Source organism: Pseudomonas sp. MOIL14HWK12:I1, assembly GCF_000510705.1.
Lineage (GTDB): Bacteria > Pseudomonadota > Gammaproteobacteria > Pseudomonadales > Pseudomonadaceae > Chryseomonas > Chryseomonas oryzihabitans.
In genome coordinates this window covers 676,333-698,659 of record NZ_KI783308.1, presented here as the reverse complement: position 1 = coordinate 698,659, position 22,327 = coordinate 676,333, and the positions used below count along the sequence as shown (strand labels likewise).

The window sequence follows — 22,327 nt, the reverse complement described above, 5'->3', positions numbered from 1 at the left end:
CATGCCAGCCACCCCTGACGTCGTCGACCACGCCGAGCAGAGCATCGCCGTCGGTTCCAAGAGCTTTGCCGCGGCCGCCAAGCTGTTCGCCCCCGAAACCCGCGAGAGCGCGGTGCTGCTCTATGCCTGGTGTCGCCACTGCGACGACGTCATCGATGGCCAGGAACTGGGCCATGGCCAGGTCGAGGGCGATCGTCGCGCCGGACAGGAACGCCTGGCCGAGCTGGAACGCCTGACCCGCGCCGCCTACGGCGAGGAGCCGCTGCAGGATCCGGCCTTCGCCGCCTTCCAGCGCGTGGTCAGGCGCCACGGCATTCCCCTTGCGCTGCCGCTGGATCACCTGGCCGGCTTTCGCATGGACGTCGAGGAGCGCGTCTATGTGGAACTGGAAGACACCCTGGAGTACTGCTATCACGTCGCCGGGGTGGTCGGGGTGATGATGGCGCGCATCATGGGCGCCGAAGACGAGGAGACCCTGGATCGTGCCTGCGACCTGGGCATGGCCTTCCAGCTCACCAACATCGCCCGCGACATCGTCGAGGACGCCCGCATCGGCCGCGTCTATCTGCCGCGGCTATGGCTCGACGAACTCGGGGTGCCGGCGGACGAACTGGCCGCGCCGCGCCATCGTGAAGCCGTCGCCCAGCTGGCCGAGCGTCTGGTGCGCCTGGCCGAGCCCTACTACGACTCGGCACGCCAGGGCCTGGCCGCCCTGCCCCTGCGTTCGGCCTGGGCCATCGCCACCGCCCGCGGCGTCTATCGCGAGATCGGCGTGCAGGTGCTGCACCTGGGCGCCCATGCCTGGGATCAGCGGGTCAGCACCAGCACCGCCGACAAGCTGCGCCTGGTCTGCCGCGGCGCCGCCCGCGCCATGCTGTCCCGCCACCAGCGCGACGAGCCACGCGCGAGCGAGCTCTGGACCCGGCCGCGGCGCTGACGCCCGCGATCGCGCTTCGGTCACATTTGTGCGCATCTTGGGGCTGCCCACCTGCAAACTTTTATGCGATAAACGGGTCGGATTAAAGCGACCCCTGGTGGGCCGCGGATGGATGGATGCCTGAGCCAGAGCGCTGCATCCGGTAGTCAGCCTACGAGTATGGGATTTGCACATGCACAAGACGGAAACGGCTGTTTCACACGATCGCTTCGCTGCCTCCTCGTCACTACTTGCCCTTGGCCTTTCCGCTAACGCGCAGTCCGGTTACAAGCCCGAATTCTTCAACGCCACCCAGTGGCGCACCCTGGTCGCCCTTTGCGCTCACCTGCAGGCCGACAGCGAGCAGGCCGATGCCCGGCTGCCCGAGTTCATCGATCGCCACATGCTGACCCCCTACGCCCATGGCGACCGCTCCAACATCGTCGATCCCTTCGACGAGCAGGCGCAGGTCCAGCAGGGCGCCAACCTGCGCGATCTGCTGCGTGACGGTCTGGCCGTGGTGGACAGCTATTGCACCGAGCGTCTGGGTGCCGGTTTCGCCGAACTGGCGGCCGGTGAACAGGCCCAGGTGGTCACCGCCGCCGAAGCGGGTACCCTGAATCCGCCCGCCAAGGAATTCATCGATCTGCTGCGCAACGAAAGCGAACGCAGTCAGTACGCCCACTCCCTGTTCGCCGCCTACGACGACACCCCTGCCGTCGCCTGACCCCGCTTAGCGCCTCCTCGGAGGCGCTCCCCTCTCCCGCCTAATCCGCACCTTCCTGCACCTGATCCCGCGCCTTGCGCTCGCGCGAGGAATCCAGAGCGCCGCCGTGTATCTCGCGCAGCTGCTGCTTTAGTTGCTGGGTGGTGGGCGCCAACAGGAAACCGAAGGACACGCAGCCGTCCTTGCCATCCACCGCATGGTGCATGCGATGCGCCTGATAGAGCCGCTTCAGATAGCCGCTGCGCGGGATGTAGCGGAACGGCCAGCGCTGATGCACCAGGCCGTCGTGGGCGATGAAGTACAGCAGGCCATAGAGGGTCATGCCGGCGCCGATCCACTGCAGGCGCCAGTAGCCGGCATTGCCCAAGGCGATCAGCAGGATCGCGAGGCCAGCGAAGACCACCGCATAGAGATCGTTCTTCTCGAACCAGCCGGTACGCGGGCGGTGGTGGGATTCATGCCAGCCCCAACCCCAGCCATGCATGATGTACTTGTGCGACCACCAGGCGAAGGCTTCCATGCCGGCCACGGTGGCCAGCACGATTCCCGCATTGATCAGTAGCTCCAACGTTACCTCCGCAGGCGCCTGCTCAGGACGTCGCCGCCGGCTCGGCCAGGGTGCCGGCGGTCTCGCCCAGCAGGGGCGAATCCACCGGTAGACAGACCTGCAGGATACCCGGACGCACCTCGAATCTCACCCGGTCTCGCTTGACCGGTTCGCCATCGAGGTTCATGTCCAGGCCTTCGGCGGCTTCCAGCTCCACCCAGGGCAGCCGCGCGCGGATGAACATCTCCTCGGTGCTGAAGCCCTTGCTGAGGAATTCGCCCAGGGTGCCGAGCACGTCCTGGGACGCCGGCAGGATACCCACGTCCAGTAGACCATCGTTGACCACGGCGGTGGGACAGAGCACATGACCGCCGCCAGCTTGGCGACCGTTGCCGATGCCCAGGGCGAGGAATTCGCCTTCCCATTCGAAACCGGGACCGCGGAAACGGCCATGGGCCGAATGCACCTCGGCGAAGCGGGTCAGGCCGGTGAGGAAGTAGGCCGCGCCGCCCAGCAGACGCTTGAGTTCACCCGGGGTGTTGGCGGTGACCTGGGAGCCGAAGCCGCCGGTGGCCATGTTGAGGAACAGCTGACCCTCCGCCTCGACCAGATCGATGGCGCTGGTCGGACCGTCCAGCAGGGCCAGGGCCGCGGCAGGCTCCACCGGCACACCCGCCGCGCGGGCGAAATCGTTGGCGGTCCCCAGGGGCAGCAGGCCGAGACGGGCCTGGCTGTGGTTCTGCGCCATGGCCTCGGCCACCGCCCGCAGGGTGCCGTCGCCGCCGGCCGCGACCAGGGTGCCGTAGCCTTCGCGGGTCGCCTGCTCGACGAAGCGCGCGGCATCGTCTTCTTCCCAGGTCACCCGCACATCGATGCGATGACCAGCGGCACGCCGTTCGAGAATGGCCTCCCGAACGTCCTCGTTACCGGTTTCCTTGCCATTGAGAATGACCAGGGCTGCGTCAGCCAGGGTGCCTGTCGTCGTCATGTCTGTCGTCCAAGGTTGGCGCTGCGCGGCGAGATGCCGCGTCAGGTACCGGGTAGCGCCCGGCGAGCGAATCTGGAGACTAGGACTGTGGCCCAACGGCCACGTTCAGTCCTGACCGCCGGTTGGCTAGGCCTTGAGCAATTCCGCGAGTGGAATGAAGCGCACCGGGTCACCCACGGCGAAGGTGCGGTCCTCGCGGATCTCCACCAGGCCATGGGCCCAGGCCGCCGTCTGCAGCACATTGGAGCCCTGGTTGCGATGGGGTACCGCCCGGCCATTCTCCAGGCGCGCCCGCTGGTATTCGCGGCGGGCACCGGCACGCGGCCAGTCGAAGCCGGCCGGCACCTCGACGCTCAGGGGTGCCACGTCGATCTTGCCGGCCCGGCGTAGTAGATAGGGCCGCGCCAGCAGACCGAAGGTCACCAGGGTCGAGGCGGGATTGCCCGGCAGGCCGATCAGCGGGATCCCGCGGAAGCGCCCACAGGTCAGCGGCTTGCCCGGCTTGAGCGCCAGCTTCCACAGGGTCAGCTCGCCCTCCTCGCGCAGGGCCTGGCCCAGGTAGTCGGCTTCGCCCACCGAGACACCGCCGGTGGAAAGGATCAGATCGGCCTGCAGCGCGCCCAGCCGCCGGCGCGTCTCGGCGAGATCGTCGGGCAGGATGCCCTGGTCCGACACCTCACAACCCAGCCGCCGCAACCAGCTGATCAGCAGAGCACGATTGCTGTTGTAGATCTGCCCCGGTCCGAGCGGCTGGCCGGGCGCCACCAGTTCATCGCCGGTGGACAGCACCGCGACCCTGAGGCGCCGAAAGACAGTCAGCTGGGCCCGGCCGAGGGAGGCGGCGACGCCCAGCTCCGCAGGACCCAGGGCGGTGCCGGCCGACAGGACCTCGTCACCCACCTTGACCTCGTTGCCGCGGCGCCGGATGTTGCGGCCCAGCCGCAGTTGCTCGACGAAGCGCACCCGGCCATCGTCCAGCACCTCGGTGTTTTCCTGCATTTCCACGCAGTCGGCACCCGCCGGCACCGGCGCACCGGTAAAGATGCGGGCGCAGGTTCCCGGCTCTAGCGGGGCCGGTGCCTGGCCGGCGAAGATGCGCTGGGAGACCCGCAGCGGTTCGCCCTGCCAGTCGTCCAGGCGCAGGGCGTAGCCGTCCATGGCGCTGTTGTCCCAGGGCGGCAGATCCAGGTCGGCTACCAGGGGCGCGGCCAGGATGCGCCCGTCGGCGTCTTCCAGGGCGACCTGCTCCAGGGGCAAGGGACCGTCTTCGGCCGCCAGGGCCAACAGTCGCGCCAGAGCCTCTTCCAGCGACAGCAGGCTCATCCGCGTGGCCCGCAGGGTTCGGCCTGCTTGAGGTGCGGCACGAAGTTGCAGGGGCGATGACGATTGTCCAGCTGCTCGGCGAGGATGCCGTCCCAGGCGGTGCGGCAGGCATTGGTCGAACCCGGCAGGCAGCAGACCAGGGTGCCGTTGGCCAGGCCGGCCAGGGCGCGGGACTGCACGGTGGAGGTGCCGATGTCGGCCACGGAGATCTGGCGGAACAGTTCACCAAAGCCATCCACCTGCTTGTCCAGCAGGCAGGCCACGGCTTCCGGGGTGCTGTCGCGACCGGTGAAGCCGGTGCCGCCGGTGATCAGCACCACCTGCACCTGGTCTTCGGCGATCCAGTGGGCGACCTGGGCGCGGATCCGGTAGAGGTCATCCTTGAGCAGCACGCGGTCGGCGAGGAAATGGCCGGCGGCCTCCAGGCGGTCGACGAACAGCTGACCCGAGGTGTCGGTCTCGAAGGTGCGGGTATCGCTGACCGTCAGGACGGCGATGTTCAGCGGTACGAAAACCGCCTCGGCTTTGTGGCTCATCTGCTTGGGTTTCCGAAGTGTGCGAAAGAAAGGGTGCAGCGGAAGACCGCCGGACGGGCCGCGGGTTTCCCGGAGGGGGTGAGCGCCGGACTGGCAGCGACCGGGAGGTGGCCGCGTCGACAGTCAGGGGCACTGTGGGCCAGGATCGCGGGGAAGGTCCGAAAAGGCTGCATCGTCACAGCCTAGAGGAAAAGCCGGCGCCCCTTCAACCGAGAGGGCGCCTGGCCACGCCTAGCGCTGGCGTTGTTCGCCTTCGGCATGGGTCTCCCATTTAATGGGACGCGGATCGGCGATATCGTTGGCATCCTGGCTGAAGCGGCCGTACTGGGGCGCGATATTCGGGTCCTCCTCCCAGGTCGCCTGCTGGGTGAAGGTGCCGGCCTTCCGATCGAACTTGAGAAAATGCCGGGCCGTCTTGCCACCCCAGTCCGCGGACGGCAGGGAGATGAAATCCACCTGGTACTGGTCGTCGGTCAGCTTGCCGTGCACCACGTAGACGCCGTAGTGCTCCTCGCCGGGCGAGATGATCTTGTAGACGCCGTTGCTGTAGTAATAGAGGGTGGCGTCGGGATAGGGCTTCTTCTCGTAGAGCTTTTCGTAGAACAGCTTCTGGCGGATGGTCGGCTGGCCAAAGGTGACCTTGACCGAGGGAGGTTCACCGCCGCCCGCGCCAAAGGCGGGCAAGGCGGCCAGGGCCAACGCAGGGAGCAACATCGTTTTCATCGTTTCCAAACTCCTTCTGGGCAGGGACTCCCCGCCACCGCACGGCAGGGATCAAAGGTGTCTAGCACGCCCCTTTGCACGGGACGCGCCCGAGTCTAGCCCAGCCGTTGCGCCCGGACCAACCCTGCTCCAGCCGACCGCCAGCGGCGAAACCGGGCTAGGATGAACGCCCGCTCCCCACGTCCAAAAGCCGAGGTCCGCTGTATGTCCCTTCTGCCCGCTTCCATCCTGATCCTCGCCGGCGGTCGCGGCCAGCGCATGGGCGGACGCGACAAGGGACTGGTGGAATGGCGCGGCCAGCCCCTGGTGGCCCAGGTGCAGGCCGCGGTAAGGCCACTGACCGATGACCTGGTGATCTCCTGCAACCGCAATGCGCCGCGCTATGCCCAGTGGGCCGATCAGCTGGTGGCCGATGACCAACCGGACTTTCCCGGCCCCCTGGCCGGCATCCTCGCCGGCCTCGCCGTGGCGCGGCATGACTGGGTGCTGCTGCTGCCCTGCGATGCACCGCGGATCGATACCGCCCTCGCCCTGCAACTGCTCACGGCGGCCCAGGCGAGCGCGGGCCCGGTGATGGCGCGCCAGAGTGGCTTCTGGCAACCGCTGTTCAGCGCCCTGCCCCGACGCCTGCTGCCGGCCCTGCGCCAGGCCTGGGCGGATGGCGAGCGCAGTCCGCGTGGCGCCCTGCTGCCCCTTGGCCTGACCGCGGTGGACTTCGCCGAAGACGATATCCGCCTGGCCAACTTCAACGATCCCGCGGCGCTGGAAAGCGCGGTCTGAACGCGGCGATCCACTAGGCCAGAGGGCGTGACCCACCGGTTCCCGGACGAACTCGGCCCTGCCCCCGCGGTCCTAAGCCCGCTTGGTTGCCAAGAAAGGAGACCGTCACATGAACAAGCACCTGCTCCCCGCCGCCTTGCTGGTCGCTGCCAGCGCCCTGCTCGCCGGCTGCTCCACGCCTAGCGTCATCACCCTCAACGATGGTCGCGAGATCCAGGCCACCGACACGCCGAAGTACGATGACGACTCGGGCTTCTATACCTTCAAGCAGCTCGACGGCAAGCCGACCCGCATCAACAAGGACCAGGTTCGCACCATCAAGGAGCTCTGATTCCAGCCCGGCGCGATTTTTTTACCTAACCCCTTGTGCTTGCATGAGTTTTAGGTAGAATGCGCGCCATCCATCACGGAGCGTAGCGCAGTTTGGTAGCGCGTCTCGTTCGGGACGAGAAGGTCGCTGGTTCGAATCCAGTCGCTCCGACCATTACCTTGTTTCTGGTTGCCCCAAGTGGTACCGAAAACAGCCTCAAAAGCCCGCCCAGTGCGGGCTTTGTTGTTTCTGGTGGTTCCATGTAGTCTCTGGTCATTCCACCGCACCGTGTATGCCGATGTGTATGCCGCGGTAAAATTCGAACCAAGGGCATACAAGGATGAAGCGCCAGGACATCAAGCGTCGCCCCCTCTCCGATACCACCCTCGCCAGCCTCGAGCCTGAAGCCACTGTCTACCGCGAGCAGGATGGCAACGGCCTCTACTTCCGCGTCAAACCCAACGGCCAGAAAAGCTGGGAGCTTCGCTACAAGAAGCCAGACGGCAAATGGTCCTGGCTCGGCTTGGGCGCCTACCCGGCCGTGACCGGTGCCACCGCCCGTGCCAAGGCCGCCGAGTTGAAAGCCGAGGCCGCCAGCGGCAAAAGCCCTATGGTGACCAAACGTGAGCGTAAGGCCGCCGAGGCGCTGGCCGCGACCAACACCTTCGAGAAGCTGGCTCGCGAGTGGTACGACGCACGCAAGCCGCGCTGGGAGGATGGCACCGCCCGACGAATCATCGGCGCCCTCGAGCTGCATGTTTTCCCGGCCTTCGGCCCGCGCCCCTTCACCGACATCATGCCCATCGAGTGGATGGAGTTTCTCAGGGGAATGGAGCGCAAGGGCATCATCGACCAGATGGGCAACGTGCGCCGCTTCTGCAAGGAGATCTACGACCTTGCCAGGGTCACCGGGCGGGCCACGCACAACCCGCTCGAAGGGCTGCACAGATTCCTCCAGACCAAGCCGGCCGAGAACTATGCTCACGTCTCCCAACAAGAGCTGCCGGACCTCTTACGCGCGATGAGCGCCTATCCCCACGCACATGACATCCGCCTCGGCCTGAAGCTGCTGATGCTGACGGGGGTACGGCCGAGCGAACTGCGGGAGGCACCTTGGGCGGAGTTCGACCTGGAGGCAGCCATCTGGAACATTCCGGCCGGTCGCATGAAGAAGCGCCGCGATCACCTAGTGCCTTTGTCTCGCCAGGCGCTCGAGCTGCTCAAGGGCATCCAGGAGCTGAATGGGCACTATCCATTGCTCTTCCCAGGACGCAACGATCGCAAGAAGCCCCGAAGCAACATGGCCTTCAACATGGCGCTCAGACGCATGGGTTACGAAGGCAGGCAGACGGGTCACGGCTTCCGCCACATCGCCTCGACGACCCTGCGTGAGCATGGGTTTCCTCGTGAGCATGTAGAAGCGCAACTTGCTCATGCCGAGCAGGGCGTAGCGGACGTTTACAACAAGGCCATCTATCTCGATCAGCGACGAGTGATGATGCAGTGGTATGCAGATCATTTGGACAAACTTGAAAAAGGCAACGTCGTCACAATCGACTTTCAAGCCAAAGGATAATTTCAATGTCGTCTTATGAATTCAAAGAGTGGCTCAACTACTCCGAGGCAGCCGCCTACCTCTCTGATAAGACCGGAAGAAAGTTCGATGTGGACGCTATTGATAGAGCTGCGACCAACAATATAGTACGCGCACACTATTGGCCTACTGATGACGCAGACCTCGGCGTATTCAGCATCGTCTTTGACGAAGAGAGGATGAAGAAGCTTCCTCCCTTCTTTGAGCGCTACATTGAGTCACCGGTACCGGTACTGCTTGAACAATCAGAGTACCTTGTTCATTTTGAGGGGCCAGTGCCGATTACCCATTATCAGATTTTCGCCAAAAACTGCAAAGCAGGACACAAACAGCCTATTGGCATCACAATTCAAATCAATCCGCTGGATAGTGGGACGATAATTGCGGGCGGCTGCTATAGAGTTGATGATAACGGTAAAGCTGTCAGCCTAAAGGAAGGGCTATATGACTTCTTCATCCATCTCAGTGACTTGGAGCAGTTGGCAGCAACGTTACCCGATAAACCGCAACTCCCTCCTTGCCTTTGCAACTTGAACCTTCTTAAGGCACCGGACCAGGACGTCTCGGAGGGAACCCCCTTCATCCACAGCCCCGTACCGTGGATGGCGTATCCAGATTCTCGCGGTCCAGAAGCGAGCAACGTGAGGCCAGACAGAAGCGCCGCGCCCAAAAGGCCGGAACCGCTGCTCAGAACGATTGGCTTCGCTGCGCATCTGATTGCAGAACTGGGAGATAAGCTCGATCAGCTCGAGAATGCGGGAAATCGCAAGAGAGGGCTCTCGTGTGGCGGCAGACCCAACTGCTCAACCATAGCGAAAGAGCTTGCCAGCGTGGCCGCTGATCACAACTACGACCTGAAAGACGACGGCTTCAGCAAAACGCTGAGCGCAGCGCTCAAGCACCTGCAACCCTGAGTTTCCGAATTCGGAATTCGGAAAAAGCGCCGACCATACATCGCAATCCAGCACCCTTCGCTCCGTCATCGAGAACGCATTACGGAGACGAAGATGCACCATCCCTCACCTACAGCGCATTGCGCTGACCTCTGGACGCCCCGTCGCGCAGCTCAGGCGCTGGGCGTCTCCCTTCGCACGCTGGCCACCTGGCGCAGTACCGGTCGCCATGACCTGCCGTTCCTCAAGGTCGGGCGCCTGGTGCGCTATCGCGAGCAGGACGTCGCCCGCTGGCTGGAGTCTCGCCGCCAGGGAGGTGCCGAATGACCCTCTCCAGCCCCTGGCAAACCGAGCTCTCCCCTCTGACTACTTGTGGCAGCGCTCGCTACAAATCCGCCGCATATCGTTCCTCAGCAGTCCAAGGGAAGCTTGGCACGTCCAGAATCCAAGGCGTGCCTCCCATGACCAACACTCCCAAATCCACCCGAAACAACACGCCGCGGCGCCGGTGCCCCGACTGCGGTGCCTCCCTGGTGAAACGCAGCTCGACGAGCAAGCACCCGCTTCTGTCGCGCACCTTCCTCATCTGTCGGAACCCGGTCTGCGGCGCGACCTTCCTGGGCATCGACGAGATCACCCATCGCCTGAGCCCATCCAGTCAGCCGAATCCTGATGTCACCCTTCCCTATGCGCCGAGCGCCCTTCGCCGAGCAGCACTGGACGAGCTCGAGCAGGATGCCGAAGCGGCTCGCTCCGGCCAGGTAGAGGGAGGTGCAGCGTGAGCACGAACTCCAGCAAACAACCTGTCAGCCTCAGCCAGGAATCGCTCCGGTTCGTGCGTATGCCCGAGCTGCTCGCCTTGACCTGCCTTTCCCGCACCACGGCGCATCGCCTGATGAAGACCGATCCGACCTTCCCCAAGCCGGTCAAGCTCAGCGACAGCACCGCCCGTAACGCTCCTGTCGGCTTCGTCCTGGGCGAGGTGCAGGCCTGGATTGAAGGTCGCATCGCTGCCAGGGAGCAACGTGCATGAGTAAGCCGGCACAGAGCGCATTCCGCCCCATCGAGCGCATCAACCTGGGCAATCGCCTGCTGCGGCGCCGCGAGGTGGAACTCAAGACCGGCAAAAGCCGGGCTGCGATCTATGCCGACATTCGTGCCGGCACCTTCCCGGAGCCGGTCCCCATCGGCCGGAGCAGCGTGGCGTGGCTGGAAGCGGAGATCGATCAGTGGATCGCCGACCGCCTCGCCGAGCGAAAGCTCATCAGCGCTGCGCCCTAGGCCTAGAAGTCCCCTACCCTCGGAGATCCACCATGAATCGCTGCACCCTGACCATCGACAACCAGTCCATCACCTTCGCCGTGGAAGACATCGCCAGCATCGAAAGCGCCCTCCTGGACGCGGCGCGCAAGCCCGGCGAACTTACGTTCCGTAGCCTCGGCCCTAGCCGGGTCGGTGCCAAGATCGAGCTGAACGTGTCCGGCACTGCCAACGGCGCCCAGCACACCGGCGGCGGCCTGCCGGGCGGCGCTCTGACCTTCAGCCAGACCACCGACGCCCCGGTCATCCTGACCGACTGCTGATTCGCCCCCGCTTCCCTTCCTGAATCCATACGCATACGCCGCCGGGCTTGCTCGGCGGAGAGGAGTTTTGCATGTCTCAGAAAAGACAAAGCCCCGGCAAGCGCGCCAACGCTGCCAGGGCCCAGAACCAATCAATCCGCACCCGCAAGGCTACCACAGCGCTGGGCATTTTCAGCGGTTCGGCCCGCGTGGCAGGCGCTGCGGTGCAGCACGGCCTGTTACAGGCAGAGCACGCTCAAGCCTTGCCAAGCCTTCCGAAGACCGCCTATAGTCGTAGCGTCGCGGCAAAATCCGTGACCGGGTTTGGCGACCCGAACAAGACACATAGGCGCAACAGCGCCCAACGACTTGCAGGCGCTTTTTTTGTGCCCGCAGAGTCGCTTTATGGCAGCTGTGCGTGGGAGGGCTTCGGCCCTGCCGGGTTCCTATGTGTCCGGTTCGCCAACCCGCGTACAGCTGCCACCCTAAATCGTTTGGCGACGATTGGTGGCAGCTCCTCACACATAGGAGCTCCCCGCATGAAGCGTTCGCACGCTCTCAATCCGTCCCCCCGTTGCATCCGCGTCGCCGCACACAAGGCCATGGCCTTAGCTGCCCTGCACGCAAATTCCAGTCTTTCCACCCGTCTCGCCCGTTACAACCACCACATGCAGCGCGCTCGCGCCCTCGAGGCCGCTCTCGCGCCGGCTGCCGCTGTCACCGACACCACCCTCTCCATTTCTCCTGCCACGCCTACCGCCGTCGCCACGGTGGCCACCGCCGTCCTGGAGGTGCGCCATGGCTGACTCCATCGGTGCTCTCCACCAGCTGCTGACCGAATTGGCCAACCCGGCCGGCCAGTCGCCTTCGCGCCCTGCCCTCGAGGCGATGCTCGATGCCGTCGACGCCCTCAATCATCAACCGGGCGTTGCTGAACAGCTGCGCGCCGAGGTCCACGCCGCCGAGCAAGACGGCCAGCTCCAGATCCGGCAGGTGCCGCTCTCGCTGCTGCGCCTTCTCTTGGCCATGGTGCAGACGGAGGCCGGCCATGAGTGAGCTGATTCCGTTGAGGGTCAACCCCAGCCACAACCCGGTGCTGCTGCTCGACAGCAGCCAACCCTTTGCTGCCTTGTCCGAGTGCGCCGATGTGCGCCTGAACGCGGCCTATGGCCTGGTCGACAGCCTGACCTGCATGAGCATGAAGGACGCCGCCAGTCAGGACTTGCTCAACGTCGCCGAGGCGGTCCGCGTGCTGCTGGCCGACGCCTCGGACCTGTACCGCGCCGCCCGTACCGCTGCTGTGCGCGAGGGGGTGGCCAATGTCTGAGAGCCGCATCCCCGACCTCATCCGCCAGGCCGCGCTCCACGCCCTGGCCAACGCCACCACCCTGCTTCCTGAGTGGCTGCCGAAAGGCAGCCGCCAGGGCCGTGAATGGGTCGCGCCCAATGCTGCTCGCGGCGACCGTCAGGCGGGATCCTTTGGCGTCTCCCTGGACAGCGGCAAGTGGAACGACTTCGCCGACAGCGACGCCCACGGCGGCGACCTGGTGTCGCTGCTGGCCTACCTGCGCGGCTGCCGCCAGGGCGACGCGGCGCGGGAGATCGATCAACGCCTCGGCCTGGGACTGTTCGAAGCGCTCGCCAGGGGGGATGGCCAACCCTCGGCCGACGCCCTGGCCACCCGCCAGCGGCTCGAGCAGCAACAGCGAGACGCGGAGGCCCAGCTGCAGGACAAGCAGGCCGCTGCGGCGCGTCAGGCGGCCTTGCTCTGGCAGCACGGCAAGCCGGTGGATCGGCTGCACACCTACCTGCAGGCGAAGCAGGTGGAACCGTTCGGACTGCGCCAGATCTCGCACGGCCGGCTCGCCGTGCCCCTGGTCCTGGGCGGGCGCCTTGTCAACCTGCAAATCATCGATGGCCAGGGCAATAAGCGCTTCCTGGCCGGCGGTCGTGTGCAGGGCTGCTACTGCCCGCTGGGCAAGGTCCAGGACGGCGCCCGGCTGTACATCTGCGAGGGCTGGGCCACCGGCGCAACCCTGCACCATCACACCGGCGCGCCGGTGGTCTGCGCACTCAACGCCGGCAACCTCAAACCGGTGGCCCTGGCCATGCGCGAGCGCTTCGGCCGCCGCGTCGAGCTGGTGATCGCCGGCGACGACGACCGCCTAACCTTGGGCAATCCCGGCCGCGCCGCGGCGAACCGAGCGGCAGCCGCGGCGGAAGCCCTGGTTGTCTTCCCCGATTGGCCGTATGACGGTCCGGCCGAGCTGTCCGACTTCAACGACCTGCACCTCTGGCAGAGCGGACGCTGGGAGGTGCCGGCATGAGCACGCCCGAAGCGAAAAGCGGCCTGAGCCTGGTCGGCGAACCCAAGGCACCGGACCGCGACACCCTCGACCGGCCGTGCTTTGCCGTCTACGACCGCCCCGTCTTCAAGGAGGGCAAGCAATTCCGCGAAGGCACCTGGTACCACGGGGTGAAGCACACCGGCCCGGAAGACAAGCCGGTGCCCTTTGACTACTGGATTTGCTCGCCACTACACGTCGACGCCGAGACGGTGAACACCGAGGACGGCAGCATTGGCCGCCTGCTCAGCTTCCGCTATCGCGGTAAGCGCATTGAGTGGGTCATGCCGATGGAGGCCTTGGCCGGCAAGGCGGATGAGGTGCTCAAGGCGCTCATGCGCCAGGGGCTGGCCATCGAATACCACCATCGCCGCCACGTCGCGCCGTACTTGGCCAGCTACCACGCCCCGGCCCGGGTCATCGCTACCACCACCAAGCCTGGCTGGCATGAGTCTGGCGCCTTCGTCCTGCCGTCGCGCGTGATCGGCGGCGACAACGTGCGCTATCAGGACTCCGGCCGGGCGGTGAACCTCTTCACCAGCAAGGGCACGCTGGCCAACTGGCAAGCGCAGATCGCGCCCCACTGCCTGGGCAATCCGGTGCTGATCTTGTCCGTGTGCTGCGCCCTGGCTGGGCCGCTGCTGGCCAAGCTGGGCATCAACGGCGGCGGCATCCACCTGGTGGGCGATTCCTCGAGCGGCAAGTCACTGGCACAGCTGCTCGCGGCGTCAGTCTGGGGCAACCCGGGCACCTTCGCCGCGTCCTGGGATGTCTCCAAGGGCGGCGTCGAGATCGAGGCGGCCTCACGCAATGACACGGTGCTGATCCTGGACGAGATCAAACGGGCCGACCCCAAGCGCGTCCAGGAGATGGCCTATGCCATCGCCAACGGCATGGGCAAGAGCACCATGACCCGCGAGCGCGAGGGCCGCGCCAAGCTGACCTGGCGCGTTCTGGCGCTATCCAGCGGCGAGCGCTCGCTCTCCGAGCACGCCGCTATTGCCGGCAACGGCGCCCACGCTGGCGCGGAGCTGCGCATGGTGGACGTCAACGCCGGCACTCGCCCCTTTCGGGCGTTCGACGACGTGCACGGCCTCACCGGCCAAGAATTCCACCGGCTGCTGACCGATGCCGTCGGCCAGGACTACGGCCACCTTGGGCCGGCGTTCGTGGAAAGCCTGCTCAAGACCCCTGAAGACTTGCTCGAGCGCTTTCGCCAGGTGCGCGCCACCTTCCGCACGGAAAGCTCCCAGGCCGGCCGAGTGGCAGATCGGTTCGCCGTGCTCGCCCTGGCCGGCAAATTGGCGGCGGAACGCGGCCTGCTGGGCTGGCCGGTCGGCGCGGCGGGTAACGCCTGCCGCCAGCTGTTCGGCGAATGGCTCGCCAGGATGGGTGATGGCAACGCCGAGGAGCGCCAGATCCTGCGCGGTATCGGCGATTTCATCGCCCTGCACGGCGACAGCCGCTTTTCCTGGATCCACGCCGAGCACGCCGCGTCGACTGTGCGCGATCGGGCCGGCTTCTACGAGCTGATCGACGATCGCCGGCTCTACCTGTTCAACGCGCCCGCCCTCCTCGAAGCGGCGGCCGGCTACGGTAAGGAGCGGATCCTGCGCGCCCTGGTAGAGGCCAATGCGCTCGCCAAGGTGGATGAAGAGGCCCGCACCTCCCGGCGCACGAAACGCTATCGCACGCCAGGCGGAGGCAATGCTCGGTTCTACGTCATCGACCCCGAGCGCCTGGAGACCGAGGGGGAGAGTCAAGCATGAATCTTTCAGTAGATAACCCCTTACTGACTGTTTTCAGCGGGAACAGTGGGAACGTGGGAACAGGCCAACAACGACGCGGGTTGCAGCGTTCCCATTTGAATTACGAGAGTGGGAATGTGGGAACACAACTCTGTTCAAGTAATAGCCCTTCTCCCCCCTCTGTTCCCGCTCGAAAAAGGGTGGGACCAAATCCCCGCGCTCAAACCGGCATTCCAGAGCGGTTTTGTCCGCGCGCCCACGTTCCCGGTCGATTTGCGTTTTCAGACACGAACAAGGGTGTTCTGGCACAAAGTGCTTGACGCCCCTGACCCCACTTGATCCATCAAACCCAACCGCGACGGCTGGCCGTGCTCGAGCACGGCCGGTCCCAAGCACCCAACCCCAAACGAGAGACACACCATGACCATCGAAACCCACACCACCGCCCTCCCCGACGACGTCGCCGCCGCCCTGGTCGCCCATGACGAAGCGAAGGCCGCCTACCTGGTCCACCGCGAGACCCTGGTTACCTTGGGCAAGCGACTGGAGAAGCACCGAGCCACCGGCCGCGCCGCGCGGCACGAGTCGGAGACGGCCGGCAGTGAATGGCGGGCGGCCTTCCGCGCCGCCGATGGCGAGCTGACACCGGAGGTCTTGAAGACGAAGCGGGAAGAGCTGGACAAGCGCGAGCTGGCTGAGAGCTACGAGCAACTGGCGGCCGAATTAGAGCCGAGCTATCAGCTGGCGCAGCTGGACGTGTGTGATGCACGCGAGCGGTACGTCTCCACCTGGAACAAGGCGGCAGCCCTCTACGAGGGTCATCGCTTTGCCACTGCGTCCGCTGCGATGTTCGCCACGGAACAAGGGCTGGCCTGGCTCCGACTGATCCAGGGACGAAAGGCGCGCCATTTCAACGAGGTTGTCGCAGACGGAATCGGCAACAACACCAGGGCATCTGGCCAAACTGAACGCGACGAGGCGGCACGGGAACGCTTCAAAGGCGCGCTGGCCAAGCTGGTTGAATCGGCGGCCACTTTTTTGGAGCCGGCCGACGCAGATCCGCAGGACCAAACCCTGCGGCTGCTGACGGTCACGGTCTACGAACTCGGCGACCGCGAGGCGTCCAGTCCTGCAACGCGCTATCAAAAGAGAGCCAACCTAGAGGCGTTGCTCAAGGAGCAAGACGAACAGCGCAGCGCCTAGCTCTTCCTGGCCAGCGACAGGCCGCCTACGGGCGGCCTTTTGCTTTCCACAAAGGACGAATTACCCGGCTGCCTGCAAAGGCTGCTGCACACACTGAGCAAACTGCAAACTGGCCATCGCCACGGTGTCGGCATCGAACTCGGTGGGATGGCGATTTACGATGGCCTCGAAGGTGCCACGCGCCACGCCATCTGCTTCGAAGTCGGTGCGGCATTGAAGAACACCTGAGTGGCAGACGCTGCGCTGTACGGCAGCGATCAAGCCACCAGCGCGCAGGCTCTTGATGATGTTGTGCGGCAACTGCCGTGAACGCCGCAGCGCGGTCACAGCACCAGCCAGGACCTCAAGAATTTCTTCTTCCGCGGCGGAGAACGGGCCGTTGCCCAGCTTGGCCTTTTTCAGCAGGTAGCGCCGGGCGAGGGTATGGGCATGGCGGTCCAGCTCAGCCTGCACCTTTCCGTTGATGAGACCGCGAGCGGTCAGGCTGCTTTCCAGTGCTATGAGGTATTCCCAGTCGAGAACCTGGGAGATCTGGGCGACGACACGATCCATAGCTGCTATCCCTGCAAGTGGTTTAAAGATGGCGCTCTGATAGCACTTGCAAGGATTCGTTCCCAACCGTCCGTCTCCGGCCGCTGCGGGGCCTCTTACCCCAGCGCGCGCCGTTGTCCCCCCGCCACACCTGCGGGCTAAATGTGTCGCTTTTTCTGCACACCTGCAGAAAACCGAAACCTAGCCGCTACGCTGCTTAGGAGCGAAAAAAGCTTCGATACGTAATTCCGCAAAACCCTGCAGCTAGCGCTAAGATTCGAGATGACCGATTCACGACAATCGGCCATCTTGGACGCAGCTACTCGGTCCACAGAGCGCCTTTATCACCAGGAGCAAAAATGTCGTCGCAAGGAAATGCCGCAAATCGCCTAGTAGGCCTTACGCTAGAAAACGGTTGGTACGTCGAAGAAAAGCTTCCTACGGGTCGAAAAGGAGGCGGTACCGGTGGTTTCTTCTCAGTTTCCTACTCCGTGACCAGAGGTAATCAAAAAGCCTTCCTCAAGGCGTTTGATATCGTCAAGGCGATGGAACAAGCTCGTGCAAACGGTCAGGACATCGTCAAAGCACTTGCGGATCAGACGCAAGCCTACAACTTCGAAACACACCTCCATCAGGTTTGCCTTGGTGCAAACATGAGGCGAATTGTACGTATCCTCGATCATGGGCAGCAGGATGTACCGCCGATTCCTGGAGAGCAGATATCGACCATCCCTTATATGGTTATGGAACTTGCAGACGGAGGCGATGTTAGAAGCTATATAGATAAAGTAAGTGCTATCGATGTAGCAATAAAGCTAACCTATCTCCGGGACGTCGCCTCTGGCATATTACAACTTCATGGATCAAAAATAGCACATCAAGACCTGAAGCCGTCTAACGTCATGATATTTGGCGGGAAAGAAGCAAAAATCGGGGATTTAGGCAGAGCAAGCATTGAAACCGCTGTCAGCCTTCACGATGCGTACATCATTGCTGGCGACAGAACATATGCTCCCCCTGAACAAACCTATCAATACCCACTGAGCACTTGGATTGACCGAAGACAAAGATGTGACCTCTATCAATTCGCCTCTCTTATAAGCTTCGTTTTTTTTGGGTCCACGATCAATACATCAACATATGTGAAACTACCACCCGATTTGATTCCTGCAGAGTGGAATGGACCTTGCAATGCGTATTTGCAAGCCCTGCCTTTTTTACAACAATGTTTCACAGAGACTTTGATTGAGTGGAAGGCGCAGTTACCAATCTGGCTAGCCGACGATCTGATAAACGTGATAAAACAATGTGGAAATCCTGATTTCCGGGAAAGAAGCTCAAGCAAAACTAGAAAATTCAGCATTCCATCTTTAGGTCTGGATCGCATAGTCAGTGAGCTGAACCGACTCGCACTGAAAGCCTCTATTGAAGTAAAGAAAATTCAACCGAGAACTTGAAGATGTCTATTCTTGAAACAAAAAGAGACATAATGCCAATTTGGACGCCTTCAAAGCAGGCGGCCAAATCCCCAGAACTTGTTGCTATAAACAAGAAGAACTCGAGAGAAACCCTCATCAATATAGCAGATGAGATACTTGCGGAGTTTACCGAAAGACCGGAACTAGGAGTAGCTGTAGAATTACTCAATGCCGCTATTACGGAAAACAATCATGCCGCTGCGGAAGTGGCGGCAAGATTCATAACATCACTGAACTCTAAAAACCTTCCACTGGACGTCCAGCTATATTGCGCGAAGATCTTGGGAACCGCAGCACCGTATCCCATGCCTAATATTGAAGGTGAGATTTCCGTACTTAGAAATAGAATCAGAACAAACCAAGACGATGCTCTCGCGTGGATAGACCTTGCTCGCCTTTACACAATACACGGAGACAAAGAGCGCTCTGTCAGAGCCATGCAAGTTGGCATAAAACTTTGCGCAGGTCACAGATGGGTTTCACGAATAGCGTCAACGTTTTGGCTGCATCATGGCGACGCCGATCAAGCACATCACATCTTGATCAAATCACCAAATTTCAAGAATGATCCTTGGCTAGTTGCTGCTGAAATGGCAGTAAATCGTTCGTCAAAAAAGCCTCAAAAGAACTGGTCAACAGCTAAGAAATTACTTGAATCGAATATAAAGCCGATTCACCTTTCAGAGCTAAACAGCTCAGCGGCTACTTCTGAGCTCATTGACGGCGCGGAAAAGAAAGCTAAAGCATTATTTAAACAGTCACTTATCGACCCAACAAAAAACTCTCTTGCACAAGCTAAATGGGCCGAGCGAAGCTCTAATTTAGATTTTAGTAGGCAAATTGACTCAGCGCTTGAAAGCGACCCTGAGGCGCAAGATGCGCATGAAGCAAAGTACTGGAAAGCATACAACGAAAAGAACATATTTGAAGCACTGGTCCATGCGCGAAATTGGTATAGAGAAGAGCCCTATTCGGCAAGTCCTGCCAATGCCATTACTTACATCGCCTCGATTCTAAACGATTTCCAAACTGTGTACGAGGTGACTAGCGAGGCACTCCACGCAAACCCTGATAACAATACACTAAGACTAAACTTTATCTACGGATGGATAGGAACAAGAGATCTAACATTGCTATCAGCTAAAGATCTCAAAATAAGGGAAAAATCCATAAAAACACTAAGAAGCATCATGCACGGCAAAGACGCATATGAAGCAGCACATGCGCTCGCCAACATAGGAATGTACCACTACAGGACAGGAAATCTAGAAAGCGGTAGGCTATTTTATGAGAAGGCTGACGAATACTTCCTGAAATCGAACACACCCTCGAGATTAATCTTGGTACTGAATCACATTAGAGAGGCACTGATAACCGAAGCACCATGGAGTACAGAAGTGCTTAACCAAGCTAAAAAGGCACTTGAAACCCAAAGATCCAAAGTAACTCCTGCTGCAGAATTTTTCCTAGACAAAGTGCATAAAAACATTGACCAAAAAGAAAGCTGGCCTGAATTCTTCTCTAAACCTTTCATCCCAGACAATGAACCACCACACCACCAAGACGTAAAAGTAGAAACAGCTATCGCCACAGTTAGAAACGATAGTGATTTTATGAGCAAATTTTGGCTCCCCCACGATTTTAACGCCCCCTCCTCGGCAATAGCATTTATAAGAACAAATAAGAAACCTTGATTACAACGCCCTCCAGCAGATCTACAAAAATTAGGGACAATTGCTCCAGCAGCGAACTTACTCATGTATGTAGCCGAAACTTTAGAGTTTGAGAACGGGTGAATACCTTCACTAGACCTCTGATTCTCGGCGTTCAAATGGGTATCACGCACTCGCGAAGCTCTCCGTGTAGATAGGCTGGCAGAAACCGCAGCGTTCTCACTGACGAGAGTCACACCGCCCTGATGGTCGAGGTTCGTCTGAGATGACATCGTGGCCATCTCAGCGGCTCGAATGCGAAATAGGCGCTATGTATGCCTACGTGTATGCCAAATGCTTAGACCTCGGAGGAAAACCTTGCGCAGAGCACCTTTCAAGCTACCTGTTTGACGTAGTCGCTCCGACCTATTTGATCCGCAAGGATCACCCTAAGGCCCGCCTAGTGCGGGCTTTGTCGTTTCTGGGGTTTGGCTTTGGCGCTCCCGAAGGAGCGCCGCCCCTCCCCCTCTCTACCGCCGACTCAACGCCAGCTTGGCGGCGAACAGCAGAAAGACCACGCCCGTCATCCGATCCAGCCAGCGGATCACTGTGGCCTTGCGCAGGGTCTCGCCCAGGGTGCAGGTGGCGCCGATCAGGGTCAGGGACCAGACCAGGCCCAGTGCCACATGGATGGCGACCAGGCCGAAGGTCCAGGCGATCAGGGGTTGGCCCTGGGGAATGAACTGGGGCAGGAAGGACACATAGAAGATGCCGACCTTGGGATTGAGCACGTTGCCCAGCATCCCCTTGAGAAACCAGTTGGAGCCTGAGCCGCCCGCGCCTTCCGCAGGGGCGATGGCGTTACGGGGGCGCAGCAGCAGGTTGAGGCCGAGCCAGCAGAGGTAGGCGGCGCCGCAGTACTTGAGCAGCGTATAGGCTAGCTCCGAGACCGCAAGCAGCGCACCCAGGCCGAAGGCCACGGCGGCGCCCCAGAGCAGGCAGCCGGCATTGATCCCCAGGGCCGCGCGCCAGGCCTGGGCGCGGCCCTCTACCGCGGCGGTGCGCAGGATCAGCGCGGTATCGAGACCCGGAGTAAGGGTGAGCAGGGACGCGGCCAGCGTAAAGGCCAGCAGGTTGTCGGCGAGGGACATGGCGGGGCTCGTTTCGGCGAGAGAGGCTCGAAACGGTAGCACGGGGTCAGGACGACGATCAGCCTGCCGTCGTACCGCGATGGCCGCCCGCAGGCGGCCATGGCAAGGCTCAACCGGCGGCGCGGAAGGCGGGTTCCTGGTCAGCGATGTAGCGGGCGGCGGCGCGGCGGGCTTCCAGTTCGAAGGCCTGGGGATTGCGATCGACGATGCGCTCCAGGGTGCCGCGAGGGATGCCGTCGGCTTCGAAGTCGGTGCGGCACTGCAGGGCGCCGGCGTGGCAGACGTTACGCTCGACCGCCTCGATCAGACCACCGGCGCGCAGGGTCTTGACGATGTTATGGGGCAGACGGCGGCTGCGACGCAGGGCGGCGGTGGCCATGGCCAGGACGTCGAGGATCTCGTTTTCCACCGGGGTGAAGGGGCCGTTGCCGAGCTTGCCCTTCTGCATCAGGTAACGGCGCGAGAGCAGATTGCCCTGGCGTTCGAGGGCTTCTCGCGCGGCCAGGTCGAGGCGACCGCGGCTTTCCAGGCTGCGCTCCAGCGCAATGAGAAATTCCCAATCGGTGATCTGAGAAATCTGGGTGATGACTGCGTCCATGAAGCGCTCCTTGCCAGTCGGGAATAGATGGCACATTGATAGCGTTCAGCGCATTTGGTTCCCTGCAAAACCGGCATGCCGACGGACGTCATATCATTTGGCCAGTGCCGACCGGTCGAGGCCGACGAGCGTGTCTATTCAGGGGACGAAAGGAGCGATGACAAGAGCTGGGTAGGTAGGTCGCACCAACCGTCCTATCCCAGGAAACAGGACACTAGCGACGCGGCAGCAGGCTCTCGACCAACTGGCTGAGGTCGGCCACGCTCCAGGGTTTGGGCAGGAAGGCGGCGCGCCGCGGCAGGACGGCGAGATCCTGGTCGATGTAGCCGGAAATGATGATGAAGGGCACCGTGGGCCAGCTCACCGCCGCGAGCTGGGCGAAGGCCAGACCGTCCAGCATGCCCGGCACGTTGACGTCGGCGATGACCATCTTGGTATCGCTGCCGCGGGTGTCCATATGAGCCATCGCTTCATCGCTGGAGGCGACTGCCACGACGTTCAGCCCCTGTTCGGTGAGGATTTCGGTCAGCAGCTCGCGCTGCCCCGGATCGTCTTCCAGAACCAGAATTTGTCTTTGTATTTCAAGGCTTCTCGGCTTCATGGCAGCTCAGACAGCGAAGGCGGGAGAGGTTCTCCCCGAACCTACCTAACGGTCACCTGAGGCAGGTGAGCGGTAGGCTGGCCAATTGCCTTCAAACCCGCGCCACGCCTGGCTTTCAGCC

Annotated in this window: 28 protein-coding genes and 1 tRNA gene; 20 read left to right on the top strand and 9 right to left on the bottom strand. The window is 62.3% G+C overall.

What is annotated here, in order from left to right; translation table 11 throughout:
* The first annotated feature begins 1 nt into the window (after position 1).
* Positions 2 to 937, top strand: a complete 936-nt coding sequence (locus tag PSEK12I1_RS0120960) for a phytoene/squalene synthase family protein (RefSeq protein ID WP_027602820.1) — start codon at positions 2 to 4, stop codon at positions 935 to 937.
* Positions 938 to 1,109: 172 nt separating this feature from the next.
* Positions 1,110 to 1,643 (top strand): gluconate 2-dehydrogenase subunit 3 family protein, encoded by a 534-nt coding sequence (locus tag PSEK12I1_RS0120955; protein WP_007162872.1) that lies wholly within the window; start codon positions 1,110 to 1,112, stop codon positions 1,641 to 1,643.
* 40 nt (positions 1,644 to 1,683) lie between these two features.
* Here the strand turns inward: PSEK12I1_RS0120955 and PSEK12I1_RS0120950 are convergent, their stop codons facing one another.
* The 5 genes from PSEK12I1_RS0120950 to PSEK12I1_RS0120930 all read right to left on the bottom strand — a co-directional run bounded on the left by PSEK12I1_RS0120950 (position 1,684) and on the right by PSEK12I1_RS0120930 (position 5,760).
* Positions 1,684 to 2,211 (bottom strand): sterol desaturase family protein, encoded by a 528-nt coding sequence (locus PSEK12I1_RS0120950; RefSeq protein ID WP_027602819.1) that lies wholly within the window; start codon positions 2,209 to 2,211, stop codon positions 1,684 to 1,686.
* Positions 2,212 to 2,233: 22 nt separating this feature from the next.
* A complete protein-coding gene (yegS, locus tag PSEK12I1_RS0120945; RefSeq protein WP_007162870.1) occupies positions 2,234 to 3,178 on the bottom strand; it encodes a lipid kinase YegS in 945 nt (314 codons plus the stop codon).
* A 126-nt stretch (positions 3,179 to 3,304) separates the two neighbouring features.
* Positions 3,305 to 4,501, bottom strand: coding sequence for a gephyrin-like molybdotransferase Glp (glp, locus tag PSEK12I1_RS0120940; protein ID WP_027602818.1), 1,197 nt, complete (start codon positions 4,499 to 4,501; stop codon positions 3,305 to 3,307).
* Positions 4,498 to 5,037 carry a molybdenum cofactor biosynthesis protein B gene (gene moaB, locus PSEK12I1_RS0120935; protein ID WP_007162868.1) on the bottom strand — a complete coding sequence of 180 codons (540 nt, stop codon included), beginning with the start codon at positions 5,035 to 5,037 and terminating at the stop codon, positions 4,498 to 4,500. Before moaB ends, glp begins: the two co-directional genes overlap by 4 nt.
* Positions 5,038 to 5,268: 231 nt before the next feature.
* Complete coding sequence (locus tag PSEK12I1_RS0120930) at positions 5,269 to 5,760, bottom strand: hypothetical protein (protein ID WP_027597574.1); 492 nt, start codon at positions 5,758 to 5,760, stop codon at positions 5,269 to 5,271.
* Positions 5,761 to 5,964: 204 nt separating this feature from the next.
* On the opposite strand from PSEK12I1_RS0120930, the gene mobA reads away from it, so the two are divergent.
* The 16 genes from mobA (at position 5,965) to PSEK12I1_RS0120850 (ending at position 16,195) form a co-directional block, all read left to right on the top strand.
* Complete coding sequence (gene mobA / locus PSEK12I1_RS0120925) at positions 5,965 to 6,540, top strand: molybdenum cofactor guanylyltransferase MobA (RefSeq protein ID WP_027602817.1); 576 nt, start codon at positions 5,965 to 5,967, stop codon at positions 6,538 to 6,540.
* Positions 6,541 to 6,649: 109 nt separating this feature from the next.
* On the top strand, positions 6,650 to 6,871 hold the full coding sequence (locus tag PSEK12I1_RS0120920; RefSeq protein WP_007162865.1) for a YgdI/YgdR family lipoprotein: 222 nt from the start codon (positions 6,650 to 6,652) through the stop codon (positions 6,869 to 6,871).
* Between the two features lie 76 nt (positions 6,872 to 6,947).
* Positions 6,948 to 7,024, top strand: a tRNA-Pro gene (locus PSEK12I1_RS0120915).
* A gap of 166 nt (positions 7,025 to 7,190) precedes the next feature.
* Positions 7,191 to 8,426 (top strand): tyrosine-type recombinase/integrase, encoded by a 1,236-nt coding sequence (locus tag PSEK12I1_RS0120910; protein WP_027602816.1) that lies wholly within the window; start codon positions 7,191 to 7,193, stop codon positions 8,424 to 8,426.
* A 5-nt stretch (positions 8,427 to 8,431) separates the two neighbouring features.
* Positions 8,432 to 9,358 carry a hypothetical protein gene (locus PSEK12I1_RS0120905; RefSeq protein ID WP_027602815.1) on the top strand — a complete coding sequence of 309 codons (927 nt, stop codon included), beginning with the start codon at positions 8,432 to 8,434 and terminating at the stop codon, positions 9,356 to 9,358.
* 93 nt (positions 9,359 to 9,451) lie between these two features.
* Positions 9,452 to 9,664 (top strand): helix-turn-helix domain-containing protein, encoded by a 213-nt coding sequence (locus tag PSEK12I1_RS0120900; RefSeq protein WP_027602814.1) that lies wholly within the window; start codon positions 9,452 to 9,454, stop codon positions 9,662 to 9,664.
* 134 nt (positions 9,665 to 9,798) lie between these two features.
* Complete coding sequence (locus tag PSEK12I1_RS24475; RefSeq protein ID WP_081737452.1) at positions 9,799 to 10,119, top strand: ogr/Delta-like zinc finger family protein; 321 nt, start codon at positions 9,799 to 9,801, stop codon at positions 10,117 to 10,119.
* Positions 10,116 to 10,370 (top strand): AlpA family transcriptional regulator, encoded by a 255-nt coding sequence (locus tag PSEK12I1_RS0120890; RefSeq protein ID WP_231500967.1) that lies wholly within the window; start codon positions 10,116 to 10,118, stop codon positions 10,368 to 10,370. Before PSEK12I1_RS24475 ends, PSEK12I1_RS0120890 begins: the two co-directional genes overlap by 4 nt.
* On the top strand, positions 10,367 to 10,618 hold the full coding sequence (locus PSEK12I1_RS0120885) for an AlpA family transcriptional regulator (RefSeq protein WP_028700272.1): 252 nt from the start codon (positions 10,367 to 10,369) through the stop codon (positions 10,616 to 10,618). Before PSEK12I1_RS0120890 ends, PSEK12I1_RS0120885 begins: the two co-directional genes overlap by 4 nt.
* Positions 10,619 to 10,650: 32 nt before the next feature.
* Entirely contained in the window at positions 10,651 to 10,920 is a 270-nt protein-coding gene (locus PSEK12I1_RS0120880) for a hypothetical protein (protein ID WP_027602810.1), read from the top strand.
* Between the two features lie 518 nt (positions 10,921 to 11,438).
* Positions 11,439 to 11,705 (top strand): hypothetical protein, encoded by a 267-nt coding sequence (locus PSEK12I1_RS24025; protein ID WP_037007235.1) that lies wholly within the window; start codon positions 11,439 to 11,441, stop codon positions 11,703 to 11,705.
* Positions 11,698 to 11,955, top strand: a complete 258-nt coding sequence (locus PSEK12I1_RS0120870) for a hypothetical protein (protein WP_027602809.1) — start codon at positions 11,698 to 11,700, stop codon at positions 11,953 to 11,955. Before PSEK12I1_RS24025 ends, PSEK12I1_RS0120870 begins: the two co-directional genes overlap by 8 nt.
* Positions 11,948 to 12,226 carry a hypothetical protein gene (locus PSEK12I1_RS0120865; protein ID WP_027602808.1) on the top strand — a complete coding sequence of 93 codons (279 nt, stop codon included), beginning with the start codon at positions 11,948 to 11,950 and terminating at the stop codon, positions 12,224 to 12,226. The genes PSEK12I1_RS0120870 and PSEK12I1_RS0120865 overlap by 8 nt, the downstream gene beginning before the upstream one ends.
* A complete protein-coding gene (locus PSEK12I1_RS0120860; RefSeq protein ID WP_027602807.1) occupies positions 12,219 to 13,226 on the top strand; it encodes a toprim domain-containing protein in 1,008 nt (335 codons plus the stop codon). The genes PSEK12I1_RS0120865 and PSEK12I1_RS0120860 overlap by 8 nt, the downstream gene beginning before the upstream one ends.
* A complete protein-coding gene (locus tag PSEK12I1_RS0120855) occupies positions 13,223 to 15,013 on the top strand; it encodes a DUF927 domain-containing protein (RefSeq protein WP_027602806.1) in 1,791 nt (596 codons plus the stop codon). Before PSEK12I1_RS0120860 ends, PSEK12I1_RS0120855 begins: the two co-directional genes overlap by 4 nt.
* Positions 15,014 to 15,412: 399 nt before the next feature.
* On the top strand, positions 15,413 to 16,195 hold the full coding sequence (locus PSEK12I1_RS0120850; RefSeq protein ID WP_027602805.1) for a hypothetical protein: 783 nt from the start codon (positions 15,413 to 15,415) through the stop codon (positions 16,193 to 16,195).
* A 60-nt stretch (positions 16,196 to 16,255) separates the two neighbouring features.
* On the opposite strand, the gene PSEK12I1_RS0120845 is transcribed toward PSEK12I1_RS0120850, so the two are convergent.
* Complete coding sequence (locus PSEK12I1_RS0120845; RefSeq protein ID WP_027602804.1) at positions 16,256 to 16,747, bottom strand: hypothetical protein; 492 nt, start codon at positions 16,745 to 16,747, stop codon at positions 16,256 to 16,258.
* A 338-nt stretch (positions 16,748 to 17,085) separates the two neighbouring features.
* On the opposite strand from PSEK12I1_RS0120845, the gene PSEK12I1_RS24470 reads away from it, so the two are divergent.
* Positions 17,086 to 18,183: a protein kinase gene (locus PSEK12I1_RS24470; protein ID WP_081737453.1), complete on the top strand. Its 1,098-nt coding sequence runs from the start codon at positions 17,086 to 17,088 to the stop codon at positions 18,181 to 18,183.
* A 2-nt stretch (positions 18,184 to 18,185) separates the two neighbouring features.
* Positions 18,186 to 19,898: a lipopolysaccharide assembly protein LapB gene (locus tag PSEK12I1_RS24685; RefSeq protein WP_155951348.1), complete on the top strand. Its 1,713-nt coding sequence runs from the start codon at positions 18,186 to 18,188 to the stop codon at positions 19,896 to 19,898.
* Positions 19,899 to 20,386: 488 nt separating this feature from the next.
* On the opposite strand, the gene PSEK12I1_RS0120835 is transcribed toward PSEK12I1_RS24685, so the two are convergent.
* The 3 genes from PSEK12I1_RS0120835 to PSEK12I1_RS24465 all read right to left on the bottom strand — a co-directional run bounded on the left by PSEK12I1_RS0120835 (position 20,387) and on the right by PSEK12I1_RS24465 (position 22,206).
* Entirely contained in the window at positions 20,387 to 21,007 is a 621-nt protein-coding gene (locus tag PSEK12I1_RS0120835) for a LysE family translocator (RefSeq protein WP_027602802.1), read from the bottom strand.
* 109 nt (positions 21,008 to 21,116) lie between these two features.
* Positions 21,117 to 21,605 carry a hypothetical protein gene (locus PSEK12I1_RS0120830; protein WP_027597570.1) on the bottom strand — a complete coding sequence of 163 codons (489 nt, stop codon included), beginning with the start codon at positions 21,603 to 21,605 and terminating at the stop codon, positions 21,117 to 21,119.
* Positions 21,606 to 21,819: 214 nt separating this feature from the next.
* Complete coding sequence (locus PSEK12I1_RS24465; RefSeq protein ID WP_052504098.1) at positions 21,820 to 22,206, bottom strand: response regulator; 387 nt, start codon at positions 22,204 to 22,206, stop codon at positions 21,820 to 21,822.
* Between the last annotated feature and the right edge of the window lie 121 nt (positions 22,207 to 22,327).

Excerpts from the sequence above, each read along its gene's own strand:
- PSEK12I1_RS0120905 (WP_027602815.1), top strand. The coding sequence starts at position 8,432 with ATGTCGTCTTATGAATTCAAAGAGTGGCTCAACTACTCCGAGGCAGCC.
- PSEK12I1_RS24470 (WP_081737453.1), top strand. The coding sequence starts at position 17,086 with ATGTCGTCGCAAGGAAATGCCGCAAATCGCCTAGTAGGCCTTACGCTA.
- PSEK12I1_RS0120855 (WP_027602806.1), top strand. The coding sequence starts at position 13,223 with ATGAGCACGCCCGAAGCGAAAAGCGGCCTGAGCCTGGTCGGCGAACCC.
- PSEK12I1_RS24475 (WP_081737452.1), top strand. The coding sequence starts at position 9,799 with ATGACCAACACTCCCAAATCCACCCGAAACAACACGCCGCGGCGCCGG.
- PSEK12I1_RS0120900 (WP_027602814.1), top strand. The coding sequence starts at position 9,452 with ATGCACCATCCCTCACCTACAGCGCATTGCGCTGACCTCTGGACGCCC.
- PSEK12I1_RS0120830 (WP_027597570.1), bottom strand. The coding sequence starts at position 21,605 with ATGGACGCAGTCATCACCCAGATTTCTCAGATCACCGATTGGGAATTT.
- PSEK12I1_RS0120860 (WP_027602807.1), top strand. The coding sequence starts at position 12,219 with ATGTCTGAGAGCCGCATCCCCGACCTCATCCGCCAGGCCGCGCTCCAC.
- PSEK12I1_RS0120910 (WP_027602816.1), top strand. The coding sequence starts at position 7,191 with ATGAAGCGCCAGGACATCAAGCGTCGCCCCCTCTCCGATACCACCCTC.
- PSEK12I1_RS0120850 (WP_027602805.1), top strand. The coding sequence starts at position 15,413 with ATGACCATCGAAACCCACACCACCGCCCTCCCCGACGACGTCGCCGCC.
- PSEK12I1_RS0120870 (WP_027602809.1), top strand. The coding sequence starts at position 11,698 with ATGGCTGACTCCATCGGTGCTCTCCACCAGCTGCTGACCGAATTGGCC.
- PSEK12I1_RS24685 (WP_155951348.1), top strand. The coding sequence starts at position 18,186 with ATGTCTATTCTTGAAACAAAAAGAGACATAATGCCAATTTGGACGCCT.
- PSEK12I1_RS0120955 (WP_007162872.1), top strand. The coding sequence starts at position 1,110 with ATGCACAAGACGGAAACGGCTGTTTCACACGATCGCTTCGCTGCCTCC.
- PSEK12I1_RS0120835 (WP_027602802.1), bottom strand. The coding sequence starts at position 21,007 with ATGTCCCTCGCCGACAACCTGCTGGCCTTTACGCTGGCCGCGTCCCTG.
- mobA (WP_027602817.1), top strand. The coding sequence starts at position 5,965 with ATGTCCCTTCTGCCCGCTTCCATCCTGATCCTCGCCGGCGGTCGCGGC.
- PSEK12I1_RS0120930 (WP_027597574.1), bottom strand. The coding sequence starts at position 5,760 with ATGAAAACGATGTTGCTCCCTGCGTTGGCCCTGGCCGCCTTGCCCGCC.
- PSEK12I1_RS0120880 (WP_027602810.1), top strand. The coding sequence starts at position 10,651 with ATGAATCGCTGCACCCTGACCATCGACAACCAGTCCATCACCTTCGCC.
- moaB (WP_007162868.1), bottom strand. The coding sequence starts at position 5,037 with ATGAGCCACAAAGCCGAGGCGGTTTTCGTACCGCTGAACATCGCCGTC.
- PSEK12I1_RS24025 (WP_037007235.1), top strand. The coding sequence starts at position 11,439 with ATGAAGCGTTCGCACGCTCTCAATCCGTCCCCCCGTTGCATCCGCGTC.
- PSEK12I1_RS0120865 (WP_027602808.1), top strand. The coding sequence starts at position 11,948 with ATGAGTGAGCTGATTCCGTTGAGGGTCAACCCCAGCCACAACCCGGTG.
- PSEK12I1_RS0120885 (WP_028700272.1), top strand. The coding sequence starts at position 10,367 with ATGAGTAAGCCGGCACAGAGCGCATTCCGCCCCATCGAGCGCATCAAC.
- PSEK12I1_RS0120920 (WP_007162865.1), top strand. The coding sequence starts at position 6,650 with ATGAACAAGCACCTGCTCCCCGCCGCCTTGCTGGTCGCTGCCAGCGCC.
- PSEK12I1_RS0120960 (WP_027602820.1), top strand. The coding sequence starts at position 2 with ATGCCAGCCACCCCTGACGTCGTCGACCACGCCGAGCAGAGCATCGCC.
- PSEK12I1_RS0120845 (WP_027602804.1), bottom strand. The coding sequence starts at position 16,747 with ATGGATCGTGTCGTCGCCCAGATCTCCCAGGTTCTCGACTGGGAATAC.
- yegS (WP_007162870.1), bottom strand. The coding sequence starts at position 3,178 with ATGACGACGACAGGCACCCTGGCTGACGCAGCCCTGGTCATTCTCAAT.
- glp (WP_027602818.1), bottom strand. The coding sequence starts at position 4,501 with ATGAGCCTGCTGTCGCTGGAAGAGGCTCTGGCGCGACTGTTGGCCCTG.
- PSEK12I1_RS24465 (WP_052504098.1), bottom strand. The coding sequence starts at position 22,206 with ATGAAGCCGAGAAGCCTTGAAATACAAAGACAAATTCTGGTTCTGGAA.